This is a genomic window from Chryseobacterium gambrini (assembly GCF_900156825.1).
In the GTDB taxonomy this organism is placed as follows: Bacteria; Bacteroidota; Bacteroidia; order Flavobacteriales; family Weeksellaceae; genus Chryseobacterium; species Chryseobacterium gambrini.
Genome location: NZ_FTOV01000001.1, coordinates 602,530 through 628,458 on the forward strand (window position 1 = coordinate 602,530; position 25,929 = coordinate 628,458).

Annotated in this window: 27 protein-coding genes; 14 read left to right on the forward strand and 13 right to left on the reverse strand. The window is 35.6% G+C overall.

The window, feature by feature from the left end:
* Window positions 1-3: 3 nt before the first annotated feature.
* From BW951_RS02795 to BW951_RS02805, 3 genes are all read right to left on the reverse strand, one after another.
* A complete protein-coding gene (locus BW951_RS02795; protein WP_076390389.1) occupies window positions 4-411 on the reverse strand; it encodes a hypothetical protein in 408 nt (135 codons plus the stop codon).
* A 415-nt stretch (window positions 412-826) separates the two neighbouring features.
* Window positions 827-1,462: a 16S rRNA (guanine(527)-N(7))-methyltransferase RsmG gene (gene rsmG / locus BW951_RS02800; protein WP_076390390.1), complete on the reverse strand. Its 636-nt coding sequence runs from the start codon at window positions 1,460-1,462 to the stop codon at window positions 827-829.
* An 85-nt stretch (window positions 1,463-1,547) separates the two neighbouring features.
* Complete coding sequence (locus BW951_RS02805) at window positions 1,548-2,369, reverse strand: GLPGLI family protein (RefSeq protein ID WP_076390391.1); 822 nt, start codon at window positions 2,367-2,369, stop codon at window positions 1,548-1,550.
* A gap of 144 nt (window positions 2,370-2,513) precedes the next feature.
* Between BW951_RS02805 and BW951_RS02810 the strand changes: the two genes are divergently transcribed.
* Window positions 2,514-3,707 carry a pyridoxal phosphate-dependent aminotransferase gene (locus BW951_RS02810; RefSeq protein WP_076390392.1) on the forward strand — a complete coding sequence of 398 codons (1,194 nt, stop codon included), beginning with the start codon at window positions 2,514-2,516 and terminating at the stop codon, window positions 3,705-3,707.
* Between the two features lie 56 nt (window positions 3,708-3,763).
* The gene (locus BW951_RS02815; protein ID WP_076390393.1) at window positions 3,764-6,703 is read left to right on the forward strand and encodes a M16 family metallopeptidase; all 2,940 of its coding nucleotides are present in this window, start codon (window positions 3,764-3,766) and stop codon (window positions 6,701-6,703) included.
* Between the two features lie 31 nt (window positions 6,704-6,734).
* Here BW951_RS02815 and BW951_RS02820 read toward each other — a convergent pair whose 3' ends face one another.
* Together BW951_RS02820 and BW951_RS23220 are read right to left on the reverse strand one after the other, a co-directional pair.
* Window positions 6,735-7,559 carry a GLPGLI family protein gene (locus BW951_RS02820; protein ID WP_076390394.1) on the reverse strand — a complete coding sequence of 275 codons (825 nt, stop codon included), beginning with the start codon at window positions 7,557-7,559 and terminating at the stop codon, window positions 6,735-6,737.
* 68 nt (window positions 7,560-7,627) lie between these two features.
* On the reverse strand, window positions 7,628-7,834 hold the full coding sequence (locus BW951_RS23220; RefSeq protein ID WP_076390395.1) for a bacteriocin-like protein: 207 nt from the start codon (window positions 7,832-7,834) through the stop codon (window positions 7,628-7,630).
* 146 nt (window positions 7,835-7,980) lie between these two features.
* Here BW951_RS23220 and BW951_RS02830 point away from each other — a divergent pair, with 146 nt between their 5' ends.
* A complete protein-coding gene (locus BW951_RS02830; RefSeq protein ID WP_076390396.1) occupies window positions 7,981-8,343 on the forward strand; it encodes a helix-turn-helix domain-containing protein in 363 nt (120 codons plus the stop codon).
* Window positions 8,344-8,383: 40 nt separating this feature from the next.
* Here the strand turns inward: BW951_RS02830 and BW951_RS02835 are convergent, their stop codons facing one another.
* Window positions 8,384-9,193 (reverse strand): GLPGLI family protein, encoded by an 810-nt coding sequence (locus tag BW951_RS02835; protein ID WP_175608773.1) that lies wholly within the window; start codon window positions 9,191-9,193, stop codon window positions 8,384-8,386.
* Between the two features lie 230 nt (window positions 9,194-9,423).
* Between BW951_RS02835 and BW951_RS02840 the strand changes: the two genes are divergently transcribed.
* The 3 genes from BW951_RS02840 to BW951_RS02850 all read left to right on the forward strand — a co-directional run bounded on the left by BW951_RS02840 (window position 9,424) and on the right by BW951_RS02850 (window position 10,731).
* Window positions 9,424-10,056 (forward strand): peroxiredoxin, encoded by a 633-nt coding sequence (locus BW951_RS02840; RefSeq protein WP_076390398.1) that lies wholly within the window; start codon window positions 9,424-9,426, stop codon window positions 10,054-10,056.
* Window positions 10,057-10,174: 118 nt separating this feature from the next.
* Window positions 10,175-10,480, forward strand: a complete 306-nt coding sequence (locus BW951_RS02845; protein WP_076390399.1) for a thioredoxin family protein — start codon at window positions 10,175-10,177, stop codon at window positions 10,478-10,480.
* Window positions 10,481-10,482: 2 nt separating this feature from the next.
* Complete coding sequence (locus BW951_RS02850) at window positions 10,483-10,731, forward strand: DUF6952 family protein (RefSeq protein WP_076390400.1); 249 nt, start codon at window positions 10,483-10,485, stop codon at window positions 10,729-10,731.
* Window positions 10,732-11,045: 314 nt separating this feature from the next.
* On the opposite strand, the gene BW951_RS02855 is transcribed toward BW951_RS02850, so the two are convergent.
* The 6 genes from BW951_RS02855 to BW951_RS02875 form a co-directional block, all read right to left on the reverse strand.
* Window positions 11,046-11,732, reverse strand: coding sequence for a Bax inhibitor-1/YccA family protein (locus tag BW951_RS02855; protein ID WP_076390401.1), 687 nt, complete (start codon window positions 11,730-11,732; stop codon window positions 11,046-11,048).
* Between the two features lie 20 nt (window positions 11,733-11,752).
* Window positions 11,753-11,908: a hypothetical protein gene (locus BW951_RS22615; RefSeq protein WP_175608774.1), complete on the reverse strand. Its 156-nt coding sequence runs from the start codon at window positions 11,906-11,908 to the stop codon at window positions 11,753-11,755.
* Complete coding sequence (locus tag BW951_RS02860; protein ID WP_076390402.1) at window positions 11,905-12,699, reverse strand: hypothetical protein; 795 nt, start codon at window positions 12,697-12,699, stop codon at window positions 11,905-11,907. Before BW951_RS02860 ends, BW951_RS22615 begins: the two co-directional genes overlap by 4 nt.
* Before the next feature lie 25 nt (window positions 12,700-12,724).
* Window positions 12,725-13,201: a hypothetical protein gene (locus BW951_RS02865; RefSeq protein ID WP_076390403.1), complete on the reverse strand. Its 477-nt coding sequence runs from the start codon at window positions 13,199-13,201 to the stop codon at window positions 12,725-12,727.
* 67 nt (window positions 13,202-13,268) lie between these two features.
* On the reverse strand, window positions 13,269-13,715 hold the full coding sequence (locus BW951_RS02870; protein ID WP_076390404.1) for a hypothetical protein: 447 nt from the start codon (window positions 13,713-13,715) through the stop codon (window positions 13,269-13,271).
* 35 nt (window positions 13,716-13,750) lie between these two features.
* A complete protein-coding gene (locus BW951_RS02875; protein WP_076390405.1) occupies window positions 13,751-14,785 on the reverse strand; it encodes an acyl-CoA reductase in 1,035 nt (344 codons plus the stop codon).
* A gap of 59 nt (window positions 14,786-14,844) precedes the next feature.
* On the opposite strand from BW951_RS02875, the gene BW951_RS02880 reads away from it, so the two are divergent.
* The 8 genes from BW951_RS02880 (at window position 14,845) to BW951_RS02915 (ending at window position 24,840) form a co-directional block, all read left to right on the forward strand.
* On the forward strand, window positions 14,845-15,195 hold the full coding sequence (locus BW951_RS02880; protein ID WP_034682968.1) for a 4Fe-4S binding protein: 351 nt from the start codon (window positions 14,845-14,847) through the stop codon (window positions 15,193-15,195).
* A gap of 124 nt (window positions 15,196-15,319) precedes the next feature.
* Complete coding sequence (serC, locus tag BW951_RS02885) at window positions 15,320-16,384, forward strand: 3-phosphoserine/phosphohydroxythreonine transaminase (protein ID WP_076390406.1); 1,065 nt, start codon at window positions 15,320-15,322, stop codon at window positions 16,382-16,384.
* Between the two features lie 114 nt (window positions 16,385-16,498).
* On the forward strand, window positions 16,499-17,461 hold the full coding sequence (locus BW951_RS02890) for a D-2-hydroxyacid dehydrogenase (RefSeq protein ID WP_076390407.1): 963 nt from the start codon (window positions 16,499-16,501) through the stop codon (window positions 17,459-17,461).
* Between the two features lie 3 nt (window positions 17,462-17,464).
* On the forward strand, window positions 17,465-18,709 hold the full coding sequence (locus BW951_RS02895; protein ID WP_076390408.1) for a DUF1015 domain-containing protein: 1,245 nt from the start codon (window positions 17,465-17,467) through the stop codon (window positions 18,707-18,709).
* Window positions 18,710-18,990: 281 nt separating this feature from the next.
* Window positions 18,991-20,397 carry a M28 family peptidase gene (locus BW951_RS02900; protein WP_084196343.1) on the forward strand — a complete coding sequence of 469 codons (1,407 nt, stop codon included), beginning with the start codon at window positions 18,991-18,993 and terminating at the stop codon, window positions 20,395-20,397.
* Window positions 20,398-20,410: 13 nt separating this feature from the next.
* Window positions 20,411-21,346, forward strand: a complete 936-nt coding sequence (locus BW951_RS02905) for a hypothetical protein (RefSeq protein WP_076390409.1) — start codon at window positions 20,411-20,413, stop codon at window positions 21,344-21,346.
* Between the two features lie 45 nt (window positions 21,347-21,391).
* Entirely contained in the window at window positions 21,392-22,747 is a 1,356-nt protein-coding gene (locus tag BW951_RS02910) for a M28 family peptidase (protein ID WP_076390410.1), read from the forward strand.
* A 1,721-nt stretch (window positions 22,748-24,468) separates the two neighbouring features.
* Window positions 24,469-24,840, forward strand: a complete 372-nt coding sequence (locus BW951_RS02915) for a hypothetical protein (protein ID WP_139326076.1) — start codon at window positions 24,469-24,471, stop codon at window positions 24,838-24,840.
* An 83-nt stretch (window positions 24,841-24,923) separates the two neighbouring features.
* Here the strand turns inward: BW951_RS02915 and BW951_RS02920 are convergent, their stop codons facing one another.
* Complete coding sequence (locus BW951_RS02920; RefSeq protein ID WP_076390412.1) at window positions 24,924-25,817, reverse strand: hypothetical protein; 894 nt, start codon at window positions 25,815-25,817, stop codon at window positions 24,924-24,926.
* Window positions 25,818-25,929 lie beyond the last annotated feature (112 nt).

A 25,929-nucleotide genomic window follows, 5' to 3' on the forward strand; every position in this document is an offset into this window, starting at 1 on the left:
TTTTTATTGAACTACTATTGTTTTGGTGATCCAGTTGTTGCCACCATTCCAGAATTTAAAAGTATACGTACCAATCTGTTGCGGACTGAAATTGATCTGATTGGCGGAAGTGTATGTTTTTTCCGTACACGGTCCGTTCGTAATGTATTTATAAGCCGTAACGGTTCTGGTTAAATTATCATTATGCACGTAATCATATCCATAAAAACCCTGACAATGAGAAGGATAAGTAGAATAAGTCTTAATACTCTGAACCGAAAAGACATCCATCGTATCATTAACAATTCTCACACTGTCAATTTTAATTTTGTCAACAGATTCTATGGTATTATAGTCATCATCATTGTTACAAGATGTAAAAAATAATCCTAAAACTAATGCAGAAAACCCAAAATGGAGAAACTTTTTCATAGCTACAAAATTTAGATTATTATTAAAAAATATCAGAATTTATTATTTAACAAAATGTGTTTAAACTTTTTGATTATCCGTTATATTAATCATATTGCTTTTTAACGCAAAGAATCGCAAAGATTCTTTTATATACCAACTGCTTTTAAGTTCGCAAAGGTACTTCGATAAACTCAGCATAAACTATTCACTCAGCAAAGAACTCAAAGGTTTTTCAATGATAATAAATTACGGACATTCATTAAACGTTTTATTTAAAGTTAATAATTATAAATAAAAAAGATCACAATAGTTTTTAAAAATCTTTGATTTTTATTCTTTTGGGAGCTTTAAATATTTTAATGTCGCATTGTCCTGATCTTTTGTGACTTTTGCGGTTAATTTTCAAATTTGTTTAAACAAGTTAAATACAAAATTAAGAATTAAAATTACCTTTAGAAAGATACACTACTTTTTTTGTATCGTAAAATTCTTCGTCAAAATAACTTTTCAGGCTGAAAATTTCACATTTCAGTCCGGCTAATTCTTCAGCAAGATCCCCTCCTTTCAGATACAGAACACCATTATGCTTTGTATTAAATTGTTCTTTCTCGAATTTACCTTTCAGCCATCTTAAAAATTCAGGCATCTGTGTTACGGCACGGCTTACTACAAAATGGAATTTTTCCTTTAATTTTTCCGCTCTTCCGTGGATTGCGGTTACGTTTTTTAATCCGGCTCCTTCTGCAACAGCATTTACCACCGTTATTTTCTTTCCGATAGAATCGATCAAAGTAAATTGGGTTTCGGGAAACAAAATCGCCAGAGGAATTCCGGGAAAACCACCGCCTGTTCCGATGTCCAAAACTTTTGTTCCGGGAGCAAATTCCATCACTTTTGCAATTCCCAAAGAATGTAAAATATGCTTTTCGTACAGAGATTCCATATCTTTTCTTGAGATCACATTGATTTTTTCGTTCCATTCGTGGTATAAAACCTCCAGTTTATTGAACTGATCAATCTGTGTCTCTGTAAGATCCGGAAAGTATTTTAGTAGTAACGTTGTAGACATATAAATTATTATAAACGGCAAAAATAAGTTTTTTATCAGCTTTATTCAAATTATCAAAACCAAGATTTACCTTTCAGAAATTTCTTTACTCCTCTTTTTCGATATAATTGTTGGTTCTTTTCAGTAATTTTGAAATTTTCTCATCCAGTTTTCCGGATTTCATATCATCAGTTCCGAGCTTTGCTATGTAACCGTCTTTCAATTGGATATCAACTTTCCCTATCTGTTTATTGATGCTTATACTTTCCACATCGTCGTTGCTGAAACTAAAACCTCCCATCGCTTTTTTATACTCTGCAAAAGTCATCTGCTTTGTAGATTTTGGGACAAGCGAAAAAATTCCGTTGATTTTTTTAATCTGAATTAAATTAAAAACGTGATCATTTTCAGAATCTTTAAGGCTTATCACAAGTCCGGGAAGTCCTGAAAATCTGTACGGTCCGTCGTTAACCGGATAATCTTTGCTGAACCACGCTTCCCAGTTCCTCCCTTTGAAATTTGCCGTAGCTTTCTGGCAATCTATATTATTAATTTTTAAAAATTCTTTTTCAATTTTCCATTTCGGAATTTCATTATCCGGAATTAACAGATTGACAGTCTTAAACTTATCATAAAAATTAACTGCTTTTTTAGCATAATCTTTTTCAATAATATAGCTGAGATTCTGGTCATAGTTTTTAGACGAAAGCAAATCCTTATAACTTTTTGTAGCCGCGTAAGCAGAATCTCTTTCGTATTTCACCGCGTTATAAAAATAGGATTTCTTACCGTCCGTATCCAGATTCATATAATCTGTAATGATGGAATCTTTTTTATTGAGATCCGGCTTCATCCTGTATTCGTACACAAAGCGGTAATTCTGAGCCGAAGCCAGTGAAACGATAAAAAGAAACAGAAATTTGTACATAATGGTGACTGGTGTTTTAATTTTATTTGAATAACTACAAATATAGTGATAAAACGCTAACGCAGACAAAAAAGCTTACTCCGGCTGTATTTTAATTTCTGAAGAAATACTTTTTATTATATTTGTTAAAATAGAAATAATTACATGGAGAAACTTTCAGATAGAGTACAAAGACTTGGTTACTCACAAACTTTTGTTATGTCGAATAAGGCTAGAGAAATGAAAGCCAGCGGAATAGATGTTATAAGCCTTACTTTAGGGGAACCCGATTTTGATGTTCCGGACAATATCAAACAGGCTGCTTTCGATGCCATTAACCAAAATTACAGTCACTACTCTCCTGTTCCCGGATTTTTAGAACTTCGTGAAGCGATTGCTCACAAATTAAAACGAGATAATAATTTAGAATATAAACCAACGCAGATCTGCGTTTCCAACGGTGCAAAACAGGCAATTTTAAATGTTCTGGCTGCTCTTCTTAACGATGGAGATGAAGTAATTCTTCCAAATCCATACTGGGTAAGCTATGATGAAATGGTAAAAATGATGGGCGGAGTTTCTGTGATGCTTCCGACTTCATATGTAACGGATTTTAAAATCACTGCGGAACAGCTTGAAGAAGCCATTACAGATAAGACAAAGGCTGTCCTGTTCAGCTCACCGTGCAACCCTTCTGGCGGATATTACACGTATGATGAACTGAAATCTCTGGCAAAAGTGATTGCCAAATATCCTCATGTAACGGTAATTTCAGACGAAATCTACGAATTCATCAACTACGAAACGAAAACAACGTCGATTGCTCAGTTTCCAGAGGTTTATGAACAGACAGCCGTTATTAACGGGATGTCTAAAGCGTTCGCGATGACAGGATGGAGAATTGGATATTCTGCGTGTCCGGAATGGCTGGCTAAAGCGTGTGAAAAAATCCAGGGACAAATGACGAGCGGAGCGAATACAATGGCTCAGAGAGCGTCTATCACCGCTTTACAGACTGATCCTTCGGAGTATAAATATATGATTGATGCTTTCAAAAAAAGAAGGGATTTGGTTTATGATTTAATTAAAGAAATCCCAGGTTTTAAAGTGGTTTTGCCTAAAGCAGCGTTTTATTTCTTCCCGGATGTATCGCATTACATCGGAAAAACATTAGACGGAACAGAAATTAAAGATTCTGATGATTTTGCCATGTTCCTTCTCGAAAATGCTCATGTAGGCTGCGTTGGCGGAGTTTCTTTCGGAAGCCCTGAATGCATCAGATTTTCTTATGCGGCTTCGGAGGAAGATCTAAAAGAAGCCATGAGAAGAATTAAAGATTTACTGGATAAATTTAACTAAGAATAATTTAAGCATTTTTTTTAATAATCATCAAACATATTCCAACATCAATTAACATGAATTTTTTAAAGAGAATCACCATTGTAACCAGTATTGCAGCAGCAAGTTACTGCGGATACACTTACGGACAGGATTTCCAGTGGAAAGAAGCACAGTCGAATGGCTACACCTATAAATATGTAACCAACGACCCTACCTCAGCAAGATATTACACGCTGAAAAACGGATTAACCGTTATTCTGAGCCCAACGAAAAAAGACCCAAGAATCCAGACTTTTATTGCAACGAAAGCAGGAAGCAAAACCGATCCGGCAGATCATACCGGTTTGGCACATTATCTGGAACATATGCTTTTTAAAGGGACGGATCAATTCGGATCTAAAGACTGGGCAAAAGAAAAGCCACTTCTTGACCAGATTGATGCTCTTTACGAAAAATATAATTCTACAACGGACGAAGCAAAGAGAAAGGAAATTTATAAAGAAATCGATAAAGTTTCGGGAGAAGCAGCAAAATATGCTATTGCGAACGAATACGACAAAATGATGTCGGGAATGGGCGCAGACGGAACCAACGCTTTTACTTCGTACGAACAGACAGTTTACACAGAAGATATTCCTGCGAATGTAACGGATAAATTTTTAGCATTACAGGCAGAACGTTTCAGACAGCCGATTTTAAGACTTTTCCATACAGAGTTAGAAGCGGTTTATGAAGAAAAAAACAGAGGTCTGGATAATGACGGAAGAAAGGTTCTGGAATCTATGTTTGCCGCGATGTTCCCGAATAACAATTACGGAAAGCAAACGACAATCGGAACGATTGAACACCTGAAAAATCCTTCACTAAAAGCGATCAGAGAATACTATAACAATTATTACGTTCCGAATAATATGGGGATCATCATGTCGGGAGATTTTAATCCTGATGAAATGATTGCCAAGATCGACAAAGCATTTTCTTACATGAAAAACAAACCGGTTCCGGCATACAATCCGGGACAGGAAAGTCCGATTATGGCTCCGATTACCCGGGAAGTTTACGGACCGAATCCTGAAAATATTATGATCGGATTCCGTTTTCCGGGTGCTACTACAAAAGATGCAAGAATGCTGAATTTCATCGGAAGTATGCTTACCAACGGACAGGCAGGATTAATTGACCTTGATCTTGTTAAAAAGCAGAAATTACTGGGTGCTTATGCGTTTCCGTATGTTCTGAAAGATTATTCGGCGCTTTTGTTACAGGGAAATCCTACGGAAGGACAGTCTTTGGATGATGTGAAGAATTTATTGCTTCAGGAAATCGATAAGCTTAGAAAGGGAGAATTTTCTGATGATCTGATTCAGTCGATCGTGAATAATGAGAAGAAAAATGTAATCCAGAAGTATGAAAAATATACCTCAAGAGCAGAATCTCTGATGGATGAATTCACTTCCGAAGTAGACCATAAAACCCAACTTCAGTATATTGAAGAAATTTCAAAGCTTACTAAAAAAGATATTATGGATTTCGCATCTAAATATCTTAAGGACAATAATTATGTTGCGGTTTACAAAAGAAAAGGAGAAGACAAAAACATCGTAAAAGTAGACAAACCTACGATTACTCCGGTTTCCGTAAACAGAGAAGACCAGTCGCCGTTCCTGAAAAAGATCGACGAAATGCCGGAAGCTCCGATTTCTCCGGTATGGCTGAATTTTGAAAAAGATATTGCCAAAAGCAAAGTAAAATCGGTGGATGTGCTTTCTGTAAAAAATACGGATAATGATCTTTTCAGATTATATTATTATTTCGATGCCGGAAAATGGAATAACAAAATTCTTCCTTTAGCAGCAGAATATCTGCAATATTTAGGAACAAAAAATAAATCTTCGGAAGACATCAGTAAAGAATTTTACAAACTGGCTTCAAGTTTCAATGTAAGCGCAGGAAATGAAGAAACCTACGTTACACTGGAAGGTCTGAATGAAAATTTTGATAAAACTGCGGCTCTGTTCGAAGATTTAATTAAAAACTGTGTGGCAGATCAGAAAGCTTTGGATTCTTATAAAGTAAGACTGAAGAAATCAAGAGCCAATGCGAAACAGAATAAAGGTTCCATTATGAGCGGACTGAGAAGCTATGCACAATACGGTCCTCAAAATCCATTCAATAACGTATTGAGCGACGCAGAATTAGATGCCTTAAAAGCAGAAGATTTAGTGAATGTATTGCATGATTTATTTAATTTTAAGCATAAAATTCTTCATTATGGTCCGAAATCAGCCAACGAAGTTGCTTCTTCTTTAACGCTGATTCATAAAGTTCCGGCTTCGCTGAAAGATATGCCGAAGTCTAAAACATTTACCCAGATTCCTACGGATAAGAATAAAGTATTGTTTGCCCATTACGATATGGTACAGGCAGAAATTTTCTGGGTAAGAAACAGCGATCCTTATAATGTAAGCATTACTCCGACCGTGAATTTGTTCAATAATTATTTCGGCGGCGGAATGGGTTCTGTAGTTTTCCAGACGATCAGGGAATCTAAAGCTTTGGCTTATTCTACCTATTCTTACTTCTCTCTTCCGGGCAAAAAAGAGGATAAAGATATGATTATGGCTTATGTAGGAACTCAGGCAGATAAATTCAATGAATCTACCACAGCGATGAATGAGCTTCTGACAACGCTTCCGAAATCTGATCAGTTATTTGAAACGGCAAAAAGCGGACTGAAGAAAACGATTGCCTCCGAAAGAATTACGCAGGACGGAATTATCTTTACGTATCTAAGAGCCCAAAAGCTTGGAAATAATACGGATATCCGAAAGAATACTTACGAACAGGCTCCAAAACTGACGTTTGCAGACATCAACAGTTTCCACGACAAGGAAATGAAAGGTAAAAGCTACACCTACTGTCTCGTTGCTTCGCAGGATAAAGTAAGTGAAGCCGATATGCAGAAACTCGGTGAAGTGAAGAAATTGAATTTGACTGAGATTTTTGGTTATTAATAATGAAAAAGCCCTGAAATTCAGGGCTTTTTTATTGATAATCAATCTTATGATTAAGTTCTATTGGATTGTTATTTTCTCTAATTGTTTTCTTCAATCTATCTGTTTCTTTTTTCATGTTTACAGAAACAGCATTTCCTGCTCCATCATCTTTCTTTATTGGAACTCCCATAGATTTCATACGTGCAAAAGGATCAGAGTAGTAATTTTCACATAGTTTTTTGAATTGCTCCCATGTTAGCTCAGACCCTTTATTTCTGTAATAAACTTTCTCATTTCCATCTTTTATTTCAGTTAAACTAAAACTATAATCATTTTTCTCATCTGAAATTTTAACAATTAATCCTGGTAGACCTTTAAAAACATAGGGACCGTCTTGAATTGGAATTTCAGTTGTAAACCAAGCTATCCAATTTCTACCACCATAATTTATTTTTGCTTTTTGAACATTGAAATTTGCAATTCTACTTTTTTCAGGCAAAAGTTCCCAATCAAAACTCTCAGAGATTTTTATCGAATAGATATCTCTGTAAACCGTTTGAATACTTTTATATGTAATATTTTCAGTAAAATTCTTAGTAACATAAAGCTGATCTCCCAATGTCATTCCTCTTCCCAAGCCCAAACCTGTAATTGCAATAAGAGAGTCAGATGCTCTGTCATGTTCAGTTCTAAAAACTGAATTTTTACCATTTTCAGAATCTAAAACCATTTTTTTTAAAGTAATACTGTCCTTTTGTGGATTTGGTTTATATTCTAAATCATATTTGAACAACCTATTTTGAGCAGAAATGTTATCAAAAAATATAATAACACATAATAGCAAAAATTTTATACGGAGTTTATTTCTTTTCATATTATAAATATAATCATCATATTAAATAATGAGGCATAAAAATTTTATGCCTCATATTTAAAATTAATTTATTGACATCTATTTCCCCAATCATTCGGTCCAGGACCACATTGGAAAAATCCGCAAACTAGACCAAATTGTCTACATCCATCTTCCGTACCTCCGCCTGTTGGGACACACATATCGGGACAATTACCTCCTAGACCTCCACCAGGTAATTTTCCTCCAATCATTGACTTCAATTCATTTCTCGAAAGTTTTTTTAAATTTTTCATAATTTGATAGTTTAAAAATTAAAAATTATTTTTGTTACACTACAATTTTTCCGGATCAATTGTCTGATACGAATATGAAAAATTCTTTATACCTATACCAACTAAGAAATTAATTATTTCAATTAGAAAACTAATTAAATTGAAACATGAATATTGGAACGAAGATTAAAAATTTAAGAGAAGAAAAACATCTTTCACAAACTGAACTGGCTTTTGAATTAGGTATTTCGCAGGGAACTTTACACAACATCGAAAGCGGAAATTCTAAAAAAATAGATTTCCTTTTGATGGATAAAGTTTGTCAGCTTTTTGATAAGGAATTTGAATATTTTTTAGATGCTGGAATGACTAATAATGTAAATGAAAATCATGGGCAAGTTGGTCAGATTGGAACAGTAAACAATTTCCCAGAAAACTTTCTCGAAGAATTTAAAAAGCTGGTTGAAAAAAATCAAGCCAATGAAAAAATAATTGAAGATCTGAAAGATAAACTCAATAATTCCAATTAAAAAAAATATAATAAAAGACTTGAAAAACTCAGGTCTTTTTTCATTCATAATCAATTTTATGATTCAGTTCAATAGGATTATTGTTCTCTCTGATCTGTTTTTTAAGCTGTTTTGTCATCTTATTAAGATCGGTCGGAATAAGATTTCCTTTTTCATCTCCCGATTGTATTTTTATATTTCTGGCTTTCAGCTCTGCAAAAGGATCTGCGTAATAATCAGATTGAATCTTTTCAAAGTTTTCCCAACTTATTACTGTTCCTTTTTTTGAGAAAAATAAACTATCTTTCTCCAGTTTTTTAATCTTTATTAAATTAAAGCTATAGTTTTCCTGATCGTCCGAAATTTTCACAATAATTCCGGGAAGACCATTAAAAACATACGGACCTTCAGGAATGGGAATACTTTGCGTAAACCATGCGATCCAGCTTCTTCCACCGTACTCTACGGTTGCTTTCCGGCATTCAAAATCCTCTATTTTCTTTTTGTCGGATAATATCTTCCAGTTCAGATTTTCATCTATTTTTATGAAATATTTGTCATTAAAAAAGCTCATGAAAATAACCTTTTGGATATTGGCTGTTTCAAGATTTTTCACAACATAAATCTGAGAATTAAAAACCGGGCTTCTGCCTAAACCAAGTCCCGTTCTTTGTATCATGGAGTCGGAAACCCTTTCGCGCTCGCAACGAAAAGCAGATTCCTTTTCAAAAACATCCAAGTAATAAGTTTCGGTAGTAAGGTCGGGTTTATTGGGATTAGGCTTAAATTTAAGATCATAAACAAAAGTCATTTTTTGAGACAGCATCATTGCTGAAAGTATGCATCCCAAAATAAGGAATAATCTTTTCATGAATAATTTTAAAATCATGGTTATCTAAATTTTACAGCTAAAATAAGATTTAATAAAATTTATCTGTCATAAAATAGGATTAAATGATGAAAACATCATATTCAAAGGCTTTTTTATTTCTATCAAATCAAAAATAATTATAGATTTTATTTATCAAAATCAAATTGTTCGATAGACGAAATATTTCTATATTTGCACCTGAAAATTTAAAATAAAAAAACAGGAAAATTATGTCTTTAGTAGGAAAAAAATTCCCGAATGTAACAGTAGATGCAATGTCTGAAATGGGTGATGATCTTAGAATCAACATCTTCCAGGAAGCTACAGAAAACCAACAGAAAGTTCTTTTATTCTGGTACCCGAAAGATTTCACTTTTGTTTGCCCGACTGAGCTTCACGCTTTTCAGGAAGCTTTACCAGAATTTGAAAAAAGAAACACTAAAGTAATCGGTGCTTCTTGCGATACCAACGAAGTACACTTCGCATGGTTAAATGTTTCAAAAGACAACGGAGGTATTGAAGGCGTTACTTACCCGCTTTTAGCAGATACTCACAGACAGTTGGCTAATATTTTAGGAATTGTAGATCAGGATTTCGAATATAATGACGAAGGTGAAGAAGTTTTCACAGGTTCTAACGTTACGTACAGAGCAACTTACCTTATCGACGAGACCGGGAAAATTTTCCACGAGTCTGTAAACGATATGCCTCTTGGTAGAAACGTAAAAGAATATTTAAGATTAATCGACGCATACACGCACGTACAGAAGCACGGTGAAGTTTGCCCTGCAAACTGGGAAGAAGGAAAAGAAGCGATGAAAGCAGACAGAACTTCTACGGCGGAGTATTTAGCGAAAAACTAAGATAATGTGCTAATTTGAAAATGAGATAATTTGAAAATTGATCACATTGATTATTTAAGAATTATCTCATTTTCTATTTTTCAGCATTTTCAAATTAATAAATTTTCAAATTAAAATTATGTATACAGAATTAACAGAAGATACGCTTCAGAATATTGTAAGCGAAAATGAAAAGGTTGTAGTACAGTACGGTGCAACATGGTGCGGAAACTGCAGAATCATGAAGCCGAAATTCAAAAAACTGGCATCGGAGAACGAAAGCATCCCTTTCCTTTACGTAGATGCAGAAAAATTACCGGAAAGCAGAAAATTGGCAACGGTGGATAATCTTCCGACTTTTGCGATCTTCAAAAACGGTGAATTGGTGAATCAGGTACAGTCTAATCAGGCAGAAAGTTTAATTAATTTATTCAACGAATTGTAATCATGAAGTTACCGATCATCAGACAGTTTTATCAGAACCAGACTCCTGAAAATCTTGCAAAAACGTTAGAAGTTTTAGAAAGCTTTACAGAATTCCGAGGAACTACCGAAGAAGATATGAACGTTGCAGGAGAATTAATTACGAATATCTGCGGAGCTCTGGAAGTTCATGCCAACGTACAAAACGGAATGAGCGAGAAAGATGCTTTAAATTCTTTCGCTCAGAAGGTTTTAGGATCGATTGACAGATAGTGTTTAAACACGAATTTCACAAATATTCTTCCACGAATAAACGCGAATGTTTTTAAAAACGGTGTCATTTGTGATAAAATTAGTGCCATTTGTGTTTTTTATTTAAACACGAATATTTTTAAAAATTGTGTCATTTGTATTTTAATTTAAACACGAATTTCACGAATGTTTTTTCACGAATAAGCACAAATATTTTTAAAAACAGTGTCATTTGTGACGAAATTAGTGCCGTTTGTGTTTAGATCAAACCAAAAATAAAATCCCGATGAAAAGACATCAGGATTTTTTGGGTTTATAAAATTTCTATTATTGAATTAGCTTCTTCTGCTCATTAAAATTCTCAAAATATACCAGAACAAAAGCATAATAGAAGCAAAAAGCTGTAAAGAAGCTCCAACATACTGATCTGTTGTGTAAGAATCTTTCAGTTTGCTTGTCTGATACAAAATCGTTGCAGAAGCCAGAATTACCATTCCAACCGAGAACCAAAGTCCAAGATCGAATCCGAAAATCATTCCGCCAACGATTAATCCCAGAGAAATAAATCCTCCGATTACAATAATATTTCTAAGGAAAGAAAAATCTCTTTTTGAAGTAAATGCTACAAAAGAAATCCCTGCAAACATCGCGATGGTTAACATTGCTGCCTGATAAATAATCGATCCGCCAACATTCACTACTGCAATGTAGATCATTGGCATAAAAATTAACGCTTCAAGCAAAATATAAAATCCCAATCCCATATACTGGACTGATCTGCTTTGCGAAAGAGACCATTTATTCGCTAATACAGAAGCCAGCCAGAATACTCCGATAATTAATAACCAGACATATCTTCCACCAAACATTAACCCAATAACTTCAGGCGGAACGGTTTTTAACAATACGGTTTCCACTCCAATAAAAGCAAGAATCGCCAAAGCAACGTGCAAATACGTTTTTTTATAAAATTCTGCCTTTTCAACTTCTTTGGCATGTGCCACTAAAACATCTGTCATCATAGTTTTTATTTTTTAATATGTTATTCTAATCTTTTCATAGGTTTTATTCCTATAATTTTTCCGCTATCCTCAAAAAGAACGGTGATCATTTCTTTGGGTGGGGAAACTTCTTCATTATATTTAAACTGAACCATCGGATATTGGCTTCCATCATTTACCAACTGAAGCCCTGTCATAAAACATCAATCTGCTTATCAAAATGAATGTTTTCAGCTAAAGTTTTAAGCATATCATCCGTTGTGGAACCGGCAATTTTTTCTGAAAGCAAATTTCTTGCTCCGGCAAAATCAGAAGTTTTAAGCTTTTCAATAAATTTTCGAAATTCAACAATATATAAACTTACCTTCTCTTTTCCTAACGCATTTCCATCATCTTCTTTTCGCTCATATTTTACATACAATCTAATTTTATGTCCGGGAACTGTAGCCATCATTCCTTGTCTTTCATAATATTCCGAAAGATCAATATAGGCAAAGATATTTATACTGTCTTTAATCTTCCATTCATCACTTCGGTGGAGTCCTTCTCTGGAATTAAGGAGATTGAGATTATTCAAATTTCCTTTCTGATGGCTTTTGCCATATTTTTTCGAAACCTCGCTGATAAGCTCTTCATATTTCTTTATCATGGCTTTATTAAAGCTGATCGGTTTTTTCACATTTTCGCCTTTATCAAAATTGTAAACATCCCATTCATAAAGAATTTCCGCAATAGCAGAATCGGTTTTATAGGCTTTATAAAATACACGAAGATTTGGGATTTCCTTTTCTTTTCTTTCAAAAATAACAGGCTGAAGAACGGGCTCGAAAGAAATGTACTCTTCATCTGTCTTGACAATTTTGCTTCCTAATTTATTCTCCAACTGAATAAAATCATTCAGTTTTTTCCCTTGAATATCAGTCTGAATTATATTTTGAGAATAACAAAACTGACTGATCAGGAGAATCCCTAATATTTTAATTTTCATCGTGTTTTATCAAAAAATTTCTGAATTACTTCACAATCTTATACGGTTTAATTCCCATAATCTTTCCGTCTGTTTCAAAAACTGCCGTAATCACCTCTTTGGGTTCAGCGGCTTTATCATCAGAATATTTATACTGAATCATTGGCAGACTGCTTCCGTCAATTAAGGGTTTATAACTGGCTTTGATAATCTGAAACGTTTTGTTCGTCTTTATATCTGCGGCAAGCTTCTGGTAGACAACATCTGTTACCATCTTTTTAGCTTTTTCGGATAAAAGTTCATCCATGGCTTTTCGGTCAGAAACCTTCAGGGCAGCGATAAATTTCAGAAATTTTCCGTTGTAGAGTTCAATTTCCTCCTTCGTAAGACTTAAAGAAGGTTTTACATCGGTGGCTACATTTGCGTTCGTGTTCTTTTTTGTTTCCGGTTTCACATTTTTTGTCTTTTGTGAAAGAAAAAACGGTGCCGACAAAACGGAAAGAACTAAAAGTATTTTTTTCATTATGTTTAAACTGTTTCAATAAACAATAAACGGAATACACGATTCCGTATTGCTTATCACTTATAAATTACCTGCTGTAATCCGGCATAACTCCTAAGATTTTACCGTCATTTTCAAAAACTACGGTAACCAGATCTCTTGGAGGAGAAAGCGTATCGTCTTTATATTTATACTGAATTGTTGGATATGTTTCGTTATCCAGCAGCTTCTGGTATCCGGATTTATACACTTCAAATGTACGTTCGAAGCTTATTCCGCCCGATAATTTCTGAATGACATTGTCTGAAACAATACTTTTCACTTTATCTGAAATAAGAGTATTGACGGCTTCTTTATCCGATCTTTTTAATGCATCCACAAATTTCAGAAAATACGGATGATAAAAGTCGATTTTATCTTTACTCAATTCCGAAGTAAGCTCTATTTTCTTGCTTTCAACAACTTTTATTTTGCTTTCCTGCGAAAAACCCGCCTGAAAAGCCAAAGCCGCAACAATCAGAAGTATTTTTTTCATAATAAAATGATTTGCAGACAGCAAGATACAAAGAATTATATTACCGATAAAAATTTCATCGTATCTACATTATCCGCATACGTATTCAACCCCGGATTTTGGGCTTCTCCGAATTTAATGGAATCCAAACCAAGCTCATCTTTCGCCACCACACACTGAATATTTTCTTCGTTTTCCGCCATAAAACTTTTCACTTCATCCAGAGAAGAATATCTGCTGAAATTGATCACGGAAAGCGGACTGAATAATTTTTCATCTTCCTTCAGCATTACAAAATTATTATCCCAGAATTTATCCTGATTTAAAAGATAAACCGCCCTGTTGTAATCATAATTATTGGCATATTTATTATGATTGATGATCTCCTGAAAATCCAGAAAACTTTCAAATAATCTGTCGAGAACAAAATCCTGAGGAATAAAAAGCCGGGTTACATTTCTGCATCCCAAACCGAAATAACGGAAAATATCTTCCGCCAGAAGCTTAAGCTCCCCCTCTGTTTCATCCCCTTTTAAAACAGCAATGGAAGTCCTGTTTTTTCTGATGATATTCAGGTGGTTTTTAAAATAATATTCCAGATATCTCGCTGTATTGTTGCTTCCTGTAGCAATTACTGCATCAAAATTCTCAAGTTTCTCTACAAATTCAAACGAGACATTTCCTTCCGAAAATTCATTCCATTTCTTTAATAAAAACGGAATCATGTATTTATCTTTTGAAGAAAGCTTGATCACCGGAATATGATTGCTCAGCACCACAGAAATTACATCGTGAAAACCCACCAAAGGAATATTTCCTGCAAGAATAAGCCCTACTCTTTTCGTAGTCTTTGAGATCTGATATTCTTTCAGCCAGTGGGCAATATTTTCTTCCGTGAGAAGATCCGTCCACTGTTTCAAAGCAAACTTCTGGTTTTCAATGGTAAACCACGGATTTTCAATTTCAGATCGTTTCAGTAACAATTCAAAGTCTGAATCGTTATCATTATAATCTTCCTGATTTTTATTTAAAAAGTCTTTTATATATTGGCTTAGTCTCGTAAGTCCTAAAACTTGATTTTCGGTATTCATAATTGCTTTAAAATTGGGGAATATTTTGTAATTTTGTGCAAATTTAAAAAAAATTAGCGATGGCTATTAAAATAACTGATGAATGCATTAACTGCGGAGCCTGTGAACCGGAATGTCCAAACAATGCAATTTATGAAGGAGCAGTAGACTGGAAAGCTTCAGAAGGTACAGAACTAAAAGGTACCGTAACATTACCATCAGGTCTTACAGTGGATGCAGATGCACCGCAGGAACCTGTAAGTGATGATGTTTATTTCATTGTAACAGATAAATGTACGGAATGTAAAGGATTCCATGAGGAGCCACAGTGTGCAGCCGTTTGTCCGGTAGACTGCTGTGTTCCGGATGAAGATCATGTAGAATCTGAAGAAGCACTGCTTAATAAAAAAGCATTCTTACACGGAGAATAAAAAACTGCCGTCTCATCAATCATGAGGCGGTTTTTTATATACAAAAATTCAGAACAATTCAATAAGAAACTATAAATGAATCTGTAAGAAGAAATTTTTACAGGAAATCCCAAAAAATAATAATATGAGCAAAAAGCACAACTTTAGCGCAGGACCATGTATTTTACCACAGGAAGTTTTCGAAAAATCTGCACAGGCAATTTTAGATTTCAACGGAATCGGACTTTCCCTGCTTGAAATTTCGCACAGAAGCAAAGATTTCGTAGCGGTAATGGATGAAGCACGCGCTATCGTAAAAAGACTGATGAATTTAGGAGATGATTACGAAGTTTTATATTTAGGAGGCGGTGCAAGTCTGCAGTTTGCCATGGTTCCTTACAACCTGATGAAAGTAGGCGGAAAAGCAGCTTATCTGGATACCGGAACATGGGCTGCAGGAGCTGTAAAAGAAGCTAAAAAAGTAGGAACAGTAGACATTGTAGGTTCTTCAAAAGAAGAAAATTATTCTTTTATTCCGAAAGATTACACCGTAGGTTCAGAATATGATTATTTCCACTGCACTTCCAATAATACGATCTATGGAACTCAGATGAAGTCTTTCCCTGAAGCAGATACTTTGATGGTTTGCGACATGAGTTCTGATATTTTCTCAAGACAATTAGATTTTTCAAAATTTGATTTAATCTATGCGGGAGCTCAGAAAAATATGGGTCCTGCAGGAGTAACTTTGGTGGTAATTAAAAAAGAAATTTTAGGAAAAACAGGAAGAGAAAATATGTTCTCTATTCTGGATTATGCTCAGCATATTTCTAAAGAATCCATGTACAACACACCGCCGGTTTTCCCTGTTTATGCTTCTCTGTTAACGTTACAGCATCTGGAAAACAATGGTGGAATTGCCGCCGCAGAAGCCAGAAACGAAGCAAAAGCAAAACTGCTATACGATGAGATCGACAGCAATCCTTTATTTGAAACATTCTGCGTAAAAGAAGACCGTTCTTTAATGAATGTATCTTTCAAAATTACAGACGAGAGCAAAAAAGAAGAATTTGATGCGGCATGGAAAGCTGCGGGAATCAGCGGACTGAACGGACACAGAAGTCTGGGAGGTTACAGAGCAAGTTTGTACAATGCTTTACCGATTGAAAGCGTACAGGTTTTAGTAGATGTTATGAAATCCATAAAATAATATAAATTATTAAATTTCAAATACTTAACAAATATTTAATGTTATTTTAAATTTTCTTAATTTGCGAGACTGTTTAAATTTTGAACCATTAAATATTTAAGTCAAAATAAAACCATGAAAGTTTTAGCCAACGACGGAATTTCGAAAGCAGGAGAACAGGCACTTAAAGATGCCGGAATAGAAGTTTTGGACAACAGAGTTGCACAGGATCACGTCATTAATTTCATCAACGAGAATAACGTAGATGTTCTTTTGGTAAGAAGCGCTACCAAAGTAAGACAGGATCTCATTGATGCCTGTCCTAATCTTAAAATTATCGGAAGAGGCGGAATCGGAATGGATAATATCGACGTTGAATACGCTATTGATAAAGGAATCTACATCATCAATACGCCGACTGCATCCTCAAAATCGGTTGCAGAATTGGTGTTTGCACATTTCTTTTCACTGGCAAGGTTTCTTCATGAATCCAACAGGTTAATGCCTTTGGAAGGAGAAACCCACTTCAACGCCATGAAAAAATCCTTCTCGAAAGCATACGAACTTTCAGGAAAAACATTGGGGGTTATCGGCTTTGGAAGTATCGGACAGGAAGTTGTAAAAATGGGAATCTCTCTGGGTATGAAAGTGAAAGTTCTTACCAGAAAGCCTAAAACCAAAGTCCTTTCACTGGATTTTTTCGACGGACAAACTGTTAGTTTCGAAATTACTTCCACCAACGATATGGATGAATTCTTAAAAGATACAGACTTCATCAGTCTCAATACGCCGAAAACAAACGAATATATCATAGACACGCCACAATTTGAAAAAATGAAAGACGGAGTCTACATTGTAAATACTGCAAGAGGAGGTGTGATGAATGAAGTTTCCCTGATAGACTTCATCGAATCCGGAAAAGTTGCCGGAGCTGCACTGGATGTTTTTGAAAAAGAACCCACTCCGGAAGTGCTTTTGCTGATGAATCCTTCGCTTTCCCTTTCTCCGCACGTAGGCGGAAATACCGTGGATGCACAGGAAAAAATCGGACTCGAGCTTGCAGAACAGATTATTAAGATTAAAGAAACTATAAACTAAAATATGCCTATTTTTAAACCTTTTCGTGGAATAAGACCTCATAAAGACTATGAGAGCACCTTCCCTACTCATCCTCTGGACAATTTTACGCAGGAAGAGATCGCGGAAAAAGCTCAGATGGAAGACACTTACATCAACATGATAAAGCCTTATGTCGTAAGTAAATCCAAAGATATCGACAGGAATTTAAGGAAGATCCGGTCGACTTTTGAAGAATTGATGGAAGAGAAAAAACTCGTTCAGGACAATTCTGCATACTATCTTTATGAACAGATTTATCCCAACAAACAGGTTTTCAGAGGGCTTCTCGGTTTGGCGAGCATCGAAGATTTCTGGAACGGAAAAATCAAGAGACACGAAAGTACCATTCCCCAGAAAAAAGAAAAACTGGCTCATTATCTTGAAAAAGTGAATCTTCAGGCAGAACCTGTACTTCTTACCTATCCTGCAAATTCGAAAATCGAATTGCTGATGAACCATGAGGAGAAAAACGTTCCGATCTTCAATCATGTGGATACCAAAGGAATCCGTCATAAAATCTGGAGAATCGATAACCGTTTAAAATTGCAGCAGTTTAAGGAAGTGATTGATCAGATCGATTCTTTTTACATTGCAGACGGACACCACAGAATCGGTTCCACTGCGCTGAACGCCAAACATCAGAAAGAAAAAAACAAAAGACATAACGGAACGGAACATTACAATTTCGTGTACAGCTTTATCGTTTCCAACCAGTCGATTAAAATCCACGATTACAACAGAATCTTAACCGATCTTAACGGTCTTTCGAACGAAGAATTTTTAAAGGAACTGGAAAAATATTTCCTGATCCACGAAAAAGGAGAAACGGCATATTTTCCTTCCCAGAAATTCCACATTTCGATGTATATGGACGGTAAATTTTACTCCCTTCACGTAAAGCACGACCTTCGTTCTCAGGAAATGTCTCTGGATAATCTGGATCATCATCTTTTAGACAAATACATCTTTAAAGATATTTTAAAAATTGAAGATCCGGACAGCTCGGAGAAAATTTCTTACGTAAAAGGAACTTCCAATATTGAGGGGATCAATCATCTTAAAGAAAAAGTAGACAACGGAGAAGGAAAAGCGGGATTCGGGATCTACCCTGTAAGTTTTAATGATATGATTAAAATTTCAGACCTGAAACTCAGCATGCCTCCGAAATGCACTTTCATTGAACCTAAATTGGTTACTGCGTTATTAATGTACGATATGAAACCTTAATCTTTACCTCTATTCAATATAATTCTTTCGATTAACGCTAAGATTGCAAAGAGGTATTCAAAATTTTGAAATATGTTCCGTTCGCAAAGACACTTCGTTCAGCAAATGAAGCCTTTGCTGAGTTATACGCCCTTGCGAACGGACAATTAAAGTTATACATAAAAAAATCCTCGTGTTCATTGCGTTAAAAATAATTAACTGCGGGTTTCTTAATCCGAAGATAGATTAAATTACTATTTTTTCCCTACTTTTATCTGCGGAAAAGAAAAGGTAAATAAAAAATGAAAAAAATATTCATTATCATTCCACTCTTTTTGGGTGGATTTTTATTTTCTCAAAAAAAACCTCTGAAAAAACCGGTTAAGAAAACTGCTGTCGGCGAAAAATTCAATTACCACGATGAATTTAAAAAGATTTCCGACGAAATCATGACCAACGGAACGGCGTACGAAAATCTGGGACAGCTTACCAAAGGAATCGGGCCGCGTTTCAGCGCAACGCCGGGTTACATGAGGGCTGTAGACTGGGCAGAAAAAAAGCTTAAAGAAATCGGGATCGATATGATCTGGAGAATGGAAGCCAAAGCTCCGGTCTGGATCAGAGGAAAAGAATCTCTGCAGATCAAAACCGCCAATGGAGACTGGAAAAACATCAGAATGCTTTCTTTCGGAAACTCTGAAGGAACGGGCGGAAAAGATCTTACCGGTGAAATTGTGCTCATCAATTCTACCTCAGAGCTTAACGCCATGTCGGTGGGACAACTGAAAGATAAAATCGTTTTTGTGAATCTTCCGATGGATCCAAAGATCATCAATACAAGCGATTCTTATTTAATCACTGCAAAATCCAAACTTATTTCCGCTTCCGTTATTGCTAAAACCGGAGCGAAAGCATTAATTATAAGATCATTAACGACGGCTTCAGACGATACGCCACACGCAAAAATGGTGTATTACGAACCGGATGATAAAATAAGAATTCCCGCTTTATCCATCGGAGTAAAATCGGCTGATGAACTGGAAAAATTATTAAAAAACCAGAAAGTTACCGCTAAACTGAATATGACAGCCCAATCCAAAGGCGACACCACCAATCCGAATATCATTGCTGAAATTCAGGGTAAAAAAGATTCTAAGGTAATTGTTTTGGGTGCACAGCTCGATTCGTGGGATTTCGGAGAAGGAGCAATTGATGACGGAACCGGAGTCGCACAGTGTATTGAAGTTTTAATAACATTCAAAGCTTTAGGTCTTGAAAATAACCATACGATACGCGTTGTTTTCTACGCAAACAGTGAAAATGGCGGACAGGGACGCGAAATGTATGCAGCGTACGTGAAGAAGAAAGATGAAAAGCACATTTTTGCACTGGGAACCGATGCAGGAGGCTATTCTCCGAGAGGATTTTCTCTGGATATGTCTCCGCAGAGAAGAAAACAGATTTTCGAATGGAAAAATTATTTCCTTCCTTATGGCGTTTACGATTTTGACCAGACAGAAGCCATTCAGGATATTTCTCCTTTAAAGAAAATGGATATTCCTTTGGCTGAGCTTGTGGTAGACACCCAAAGATATTTCGATTATCATCATTCCGAACAGGATACCTTTGATAAAGTGAACAAAAGAGAGCTTCTTCTCGGTGCGGTGGCGATGACGCAAATGATTTTTATGATTGATAAAAACTGGTAAATACTTTTGGGGAATGAATATTTTCGACGACTTGATATCAAGAAGTAACCTCAATGGTTTTAAAATCATAAAAACAGATTACATTCCGGAAAAACAGCAGATTATACAGCTCAAGATAAAACAAAATTCTGAATTGTTTTTTGAGGTATTAGATCTGAAGAATCGTATTATAAGGGAAATTTTACTGGATGAAAAAATCTGTTTTACACCGTACAGCAGAATAGAGTTTCATCCGGTTGATGAAGATAATTTTTATCTGAGTGCTGGTTCTTGGCATTTAAAAATAAATTCTGACGGAAAAATTGCTTTAAGAAAGCCAAAGCAGTTCGAAAGTGTACACATTTTAAAAAATTATATTTTTCGGGAAGATTTAACCCTCACAGACCTGAAAGATTTTAAGGAATATGATTTAACGAAATTTTTTGATGAAAATTTTGATGAATATGAATTTATGTATTTTTACTATGAGGGTAGGTCTGAATTTTTTTCTTCATCCGACAGCAATATTCTCACAGTAACGCTCTATTGTAAAGACCGTGACGACCCAAAATTTCTGCATGTTGTTTTAAATATACATTCGCATGATCATATTGATATTTTATATTCTGAAAAAATAGATCAGTTGGGACATCATTACGTTATCAGTGAAAATCTGCAGGAGCTTGCTTTTGAAAACTATTTAGCGGATGATAAGAATCTCTGCATCCGGAAATTATCCAACGGGAGCTTTAACCATTCTAAAAGCATTAAAATTGAGGACTTTTCGGAGCTTATTTTTTTTAATGATGAAAAATTCATACTGCTTTTTGATGAAAAAATTGAGATCTGGGAAAGAAATGAAAACGGTCTTTTAAAAAGCATTCCGATTGACCGTGAATCTTCATATAAATTGGCAAAGAATATTCTCTTTTATATAAAAGATACAAAGCTGAATTATATTGAATTTTAAGCCGAATTCAATAACCTACATTTAATTAATCATTGGATATTTAAAATGAAAAAGATATTAGGAACAACTTTAACACTTCTGGGATTGACGGTTTTTGGTCAGGCAAAAGAAGACTCCATACAATTTGCAAAAATTTCTACGGAAATATTAAACAAAGGAAAAGCATACAACGAGCTGAGAGAATTAACCAAAAATATAGGTCATCGTCTCAGCGGTTCAGCATCCTACGAAAAAGCCGTAACGTGGGCAGAACAAAAGCTTCGTGATGCAGGAGCCGATAAAGTCTGGCTACAGGAAGTAATGGTTCCGGTGTGGGTTCGCGGAAAAGAATCTTTACAGATCAAAACCTCCGGCGGAAAATGGAAAAGCTTAAAAATGCTTTCTCTGGGAAATTCTGAAGGAACAGGAGGAAAAGATGTTTCAGGAGAAATCATCATGGTGAGATCCATGGAAGAATACGATAAACTTTCGCCGGAACAGGTAAAAGATAAGATTGTGTTCTTCAATTATCCTTTCAGTCAGACGTATATAGAAACTTTCAGAGGATATGGTGATGCTGCAAAATACAGATCTACCGCTGCATCATTAACGGCTAAAAAAGGTGGAAAATTTGCGATTATCCGCTCTCTTTCCTCTGCCTTTGATGATGTTCCGCATACAGGTTCCATGCGTTATCAGGATGATAAAAAAATTCCTGCTGTTGCGGTCGGAAGCACGACGGCGGACGAACTGGCAGAACTTTTAAAATCACAGAAAATTACGGCCAAACTCAACTCCAACTGCGGCATGAAGGGCGAAAAGCTCTCCCACTCCGTGATCGGAGAAATTACCGGAAAGAAAGATAAAAGCGTAATCGTTGTCGGCGGACATCTGGATTCGTGGGACGTGGGTGAAGGCGCACATGACGACGGTTCCGGAATCGTGCAGAGCATTGAAGTTCTGAGAACTTTTAAAAATCTAGGCATCCAGAATAATCACACCATCCGCGTTGTTTGTTTTGCCAATGAAGAAAACGGTGTAAAAGGCGGCGTTATGTACGGTAAAACCGTGAAAGAAAACAATGAAAAGCATCTTTTTGCCATAGAAACGGATGCCGGAGGATTTACCCCGAGAGGAATTTCCCTTGAAATGGATAACGAAAAAAGAAAGCAGATCCAGAGTTGGGCAGACCTGTTTTTACCTTACGGAGTTTATGATTTTAAAAATACCTATTCCGGGACAGATCTTTATCCGCTTCATGATCTGGGAATTCCGACAGCGGAACTGGTTCCCGATTCTCAAAGGTATTTCGACATTCATCACACGGAAGAAGATACTTTTGAAAAAGTAAACCGAAGGGAACTTTTGCTCGGAGCAAGTACTCTGACGCAGATTATTTATATGATTGATAAGAACTGGTAAAATATCATACACAACCGCTCTTTTAAGGGCGGTTTTTTATTTAAAATTCTGAAGAAGAGACTCTTCGACAGGCTCAGAGTGACACCGCAAATACTTACTGCGATATTTAAAACAATGAAAAATTGTTTCGTTATTTTCTTTGGCAAAATCATTAACGTAACGTGTGATTCTGATTGAAATTTTGCGAAGCATGATGGAAAGAAGAATCTTTTGAATAATCTCCCGCGGATTTTGCAGATTAGGCAGATTTTTTCGACTTAATGATCTGCTAAATTTGCAAAATCTGCGAGAGATAATAATCATGCAGCTTGTCATCCTGAAAGGATCTGACCAAATTATAACGATTGTTCAGCGATGAACAAAACCTAGAAAAAAGAGACTCTTCGGCAGGCTCAGAGTGACACCGCAAATGCTCATGCTCAACACAATATTTAAAACAATGAAAAATTGTTTGTACTTTCTCAAATGTCTTTACAGTTTTTTTGTCATCATAAAAGGATCTAACCAAATTATAAAAATTATTCAGCAATGAACAAATCCTTAGGAAGAGACTCTTCGACAAGCTCAGAGTGACATCGCGAATACTATATGCAATATTTAAAAACAATAAAAAATTGTTTATACTTTCTCAATGTATTCACAGTTTTTTTGTCATCCTGAAAGGATCTCAACGATACATTAAAAACTTTGTTTAGATGCTTTCAGCATGACATACCGTAAATAAATCACCCTCTAATTTTTCTGAAAGTCATGTTTGAGCAGTTTTATATTTATATTTTTCTCGCTGATTGAGCAGATTGTGCAGATTTTTTTAACTTAATCATCTGCTAAATTTGCAAAATCTGCGGGAGATAATAATCATTCATACAGCTTGTCATCCTGAAAGGATCTAATCAAATTGTAACGATTGATTTAAAGAACACCTCAATGATGAACAAATTCTACGAAAAAGAGACTCTTCGACAGGCTCAGAGTGACATCGCAAATACTATATGCAACATTTAAAAACAATGAAAAATTGTTTCGTTATTTTCTTTGGTAAAATCATTAACGTAATCGTGTCATGTTTGAGCAGTTTATACTTATTTTTTTCTCGCTGATTGAGCAGATTATGCAGATTTTTTTAACTTAATCATCTGCTAAATTTGCAAAATCTGCGGGAGATAATAATCACTCATACAGCTTGTCATCCTGAAAGGATCTAACCAAATTATAACGATTGTTCAGCGATGAACAAGTTCTTAGGAAGAAGAGACTCTTCGACAGGCTCAGAGTGACACCGAAAATACTATATGCAACATTTAAAAACAATGAAAAATTGTTTCGTTATTTTCTTTGGTAAAATCATTAACGTAATCGTGTCATGTTTGAGCAGTTTATACTTATTTTTTTCTCGCTGATTGAGCAGATTATGCAGATTTTTTTAACTTAATCATCTGCTAAATTTGCAAAATCTGCGGGAGATAATAATCACTCATACAGCTTGTCATCCTGAAAGGATCTAACCAAATTATAACGATTGTTCAGCGATGAACAAGTTCTTAGGAAGAAGAGACTCTTCGACAGGCTCAGAGTGACACCGAAAATACTATATGCAAGACTTAAAAACAATGAAAAATTGTTGAACATTTTTCATCCATTGAAACACTTTAAAAATAAATTTTATTCCGAATCTCAACTCTCAAAAAATTATCCTACTTTTAGCCCCTAAAATAATAAACATGAAGAAACTCATTTTTGCATTCTGCATGATCCTTTTATGCAGCAGCCAGATCGTAATGGCACAATCTAAAGCCAAAACAAAAGTACAGACTACGAATTCTAAAGAATCCATGCTAAAATCACTCAAAAACATTATGGTGAAGGGAATGGTTGCAAGCGGAACACCCAAAGCAAAGACTGAAAAATTTGCAGATTGCTTTACAAAAGACTTAGGCGAAAAATTAACGCCTGAAGAACTTGTATTATTTTATAAGCTGAACACTCTAAAGAACGGTCCTGAAAAAGAGAAACTTACAAAGCAGGGTGAAAAAATGGGAATGCCAGCAAAAATGGAGACTGTAGGTAAAGATTGTGCAGTTATTCTTCAATAATTGCCTCATTCACAGATTTCACTAAAAAAACAGACGGTACAAATGAATGTACCGTCTGTTTTTATATTTCTTTAAGCTGATTTCTACACAAACTCATTCGTATCAGCTTTATATTTTTTGTTGAACAATCCTGCCTGTTCCAGCTTTTTCAGATGGGCTTTCAGACCGTTGATTCTTGTCGGATAATGCGTATTTCCTATCGTACACAAATTCTGGAATGCTTTTTCGTGACTGTCGGTATCCAGCGCATAACTGATCCTGTCATACGTTCCTCTTCCCTGATGCAGAATATCGCAGATCATAAAGCATACTTTTGCAGGATAACCATTCAGGTTCAGCCTTTTGCTGTACTTTTTCATGTTTTCTTTATACAGACTGATGGAATGTTCCACCTGTACTCTTCTGTGTTTCGGGTCGTTGGAAGCCCAATGGATAAATCTTGCCGAGCAGATAAGTTCCTGCTGTTCCACTTCGTTGGTGGTGGGATTCAGATATTCCATCAGCTTTTGAGAACTGCTGTCGTTTTCAAGCTGTGAGGTCGCTCCTGTATCGTTTTTATAATAGATTCTGTCATCGATCAGGCGAAGTCTCGGGAAGTATTCCAAAGCATTCGGTAAAGTAAGCAGCTTTCTTAAAAACCTTACAAAATCTCCATTCGGAACGTGCGCTGCAAACTGCATAAAACCGAACGTAAAGTAGGCTCTGTCATACGTATTCAGGCAGAGAAAAGAGCCCTGACTTTCCACTTTCGCGGTAGCCTCGATAAAGTATGCCCAAAAACCGAATTCTGTCACATAATCGGCGGCATTGTACACAAGATTATTAGAAACCGAAACATTGTAAAGCCCGAATCTTTCTTCATATTTGGTTTTGTATGCCACGAAAAATTCCGGATCACCAAGACCGGTTGTCTTTGCATAATAGGCTGTTTTTCCTGTGGAAGTAACTGCTGAGCGGATTTTAAAATCGTAAGCCATCGTTATAAGTTTTAAATTTAGTGTACTGCTAAGGTAAGACTTCCCTTTTACTTATGGAATACTTATTTCGGGTAGTTCAATCTTTCGCAAAATTCAGAAATATTGCAGTTAG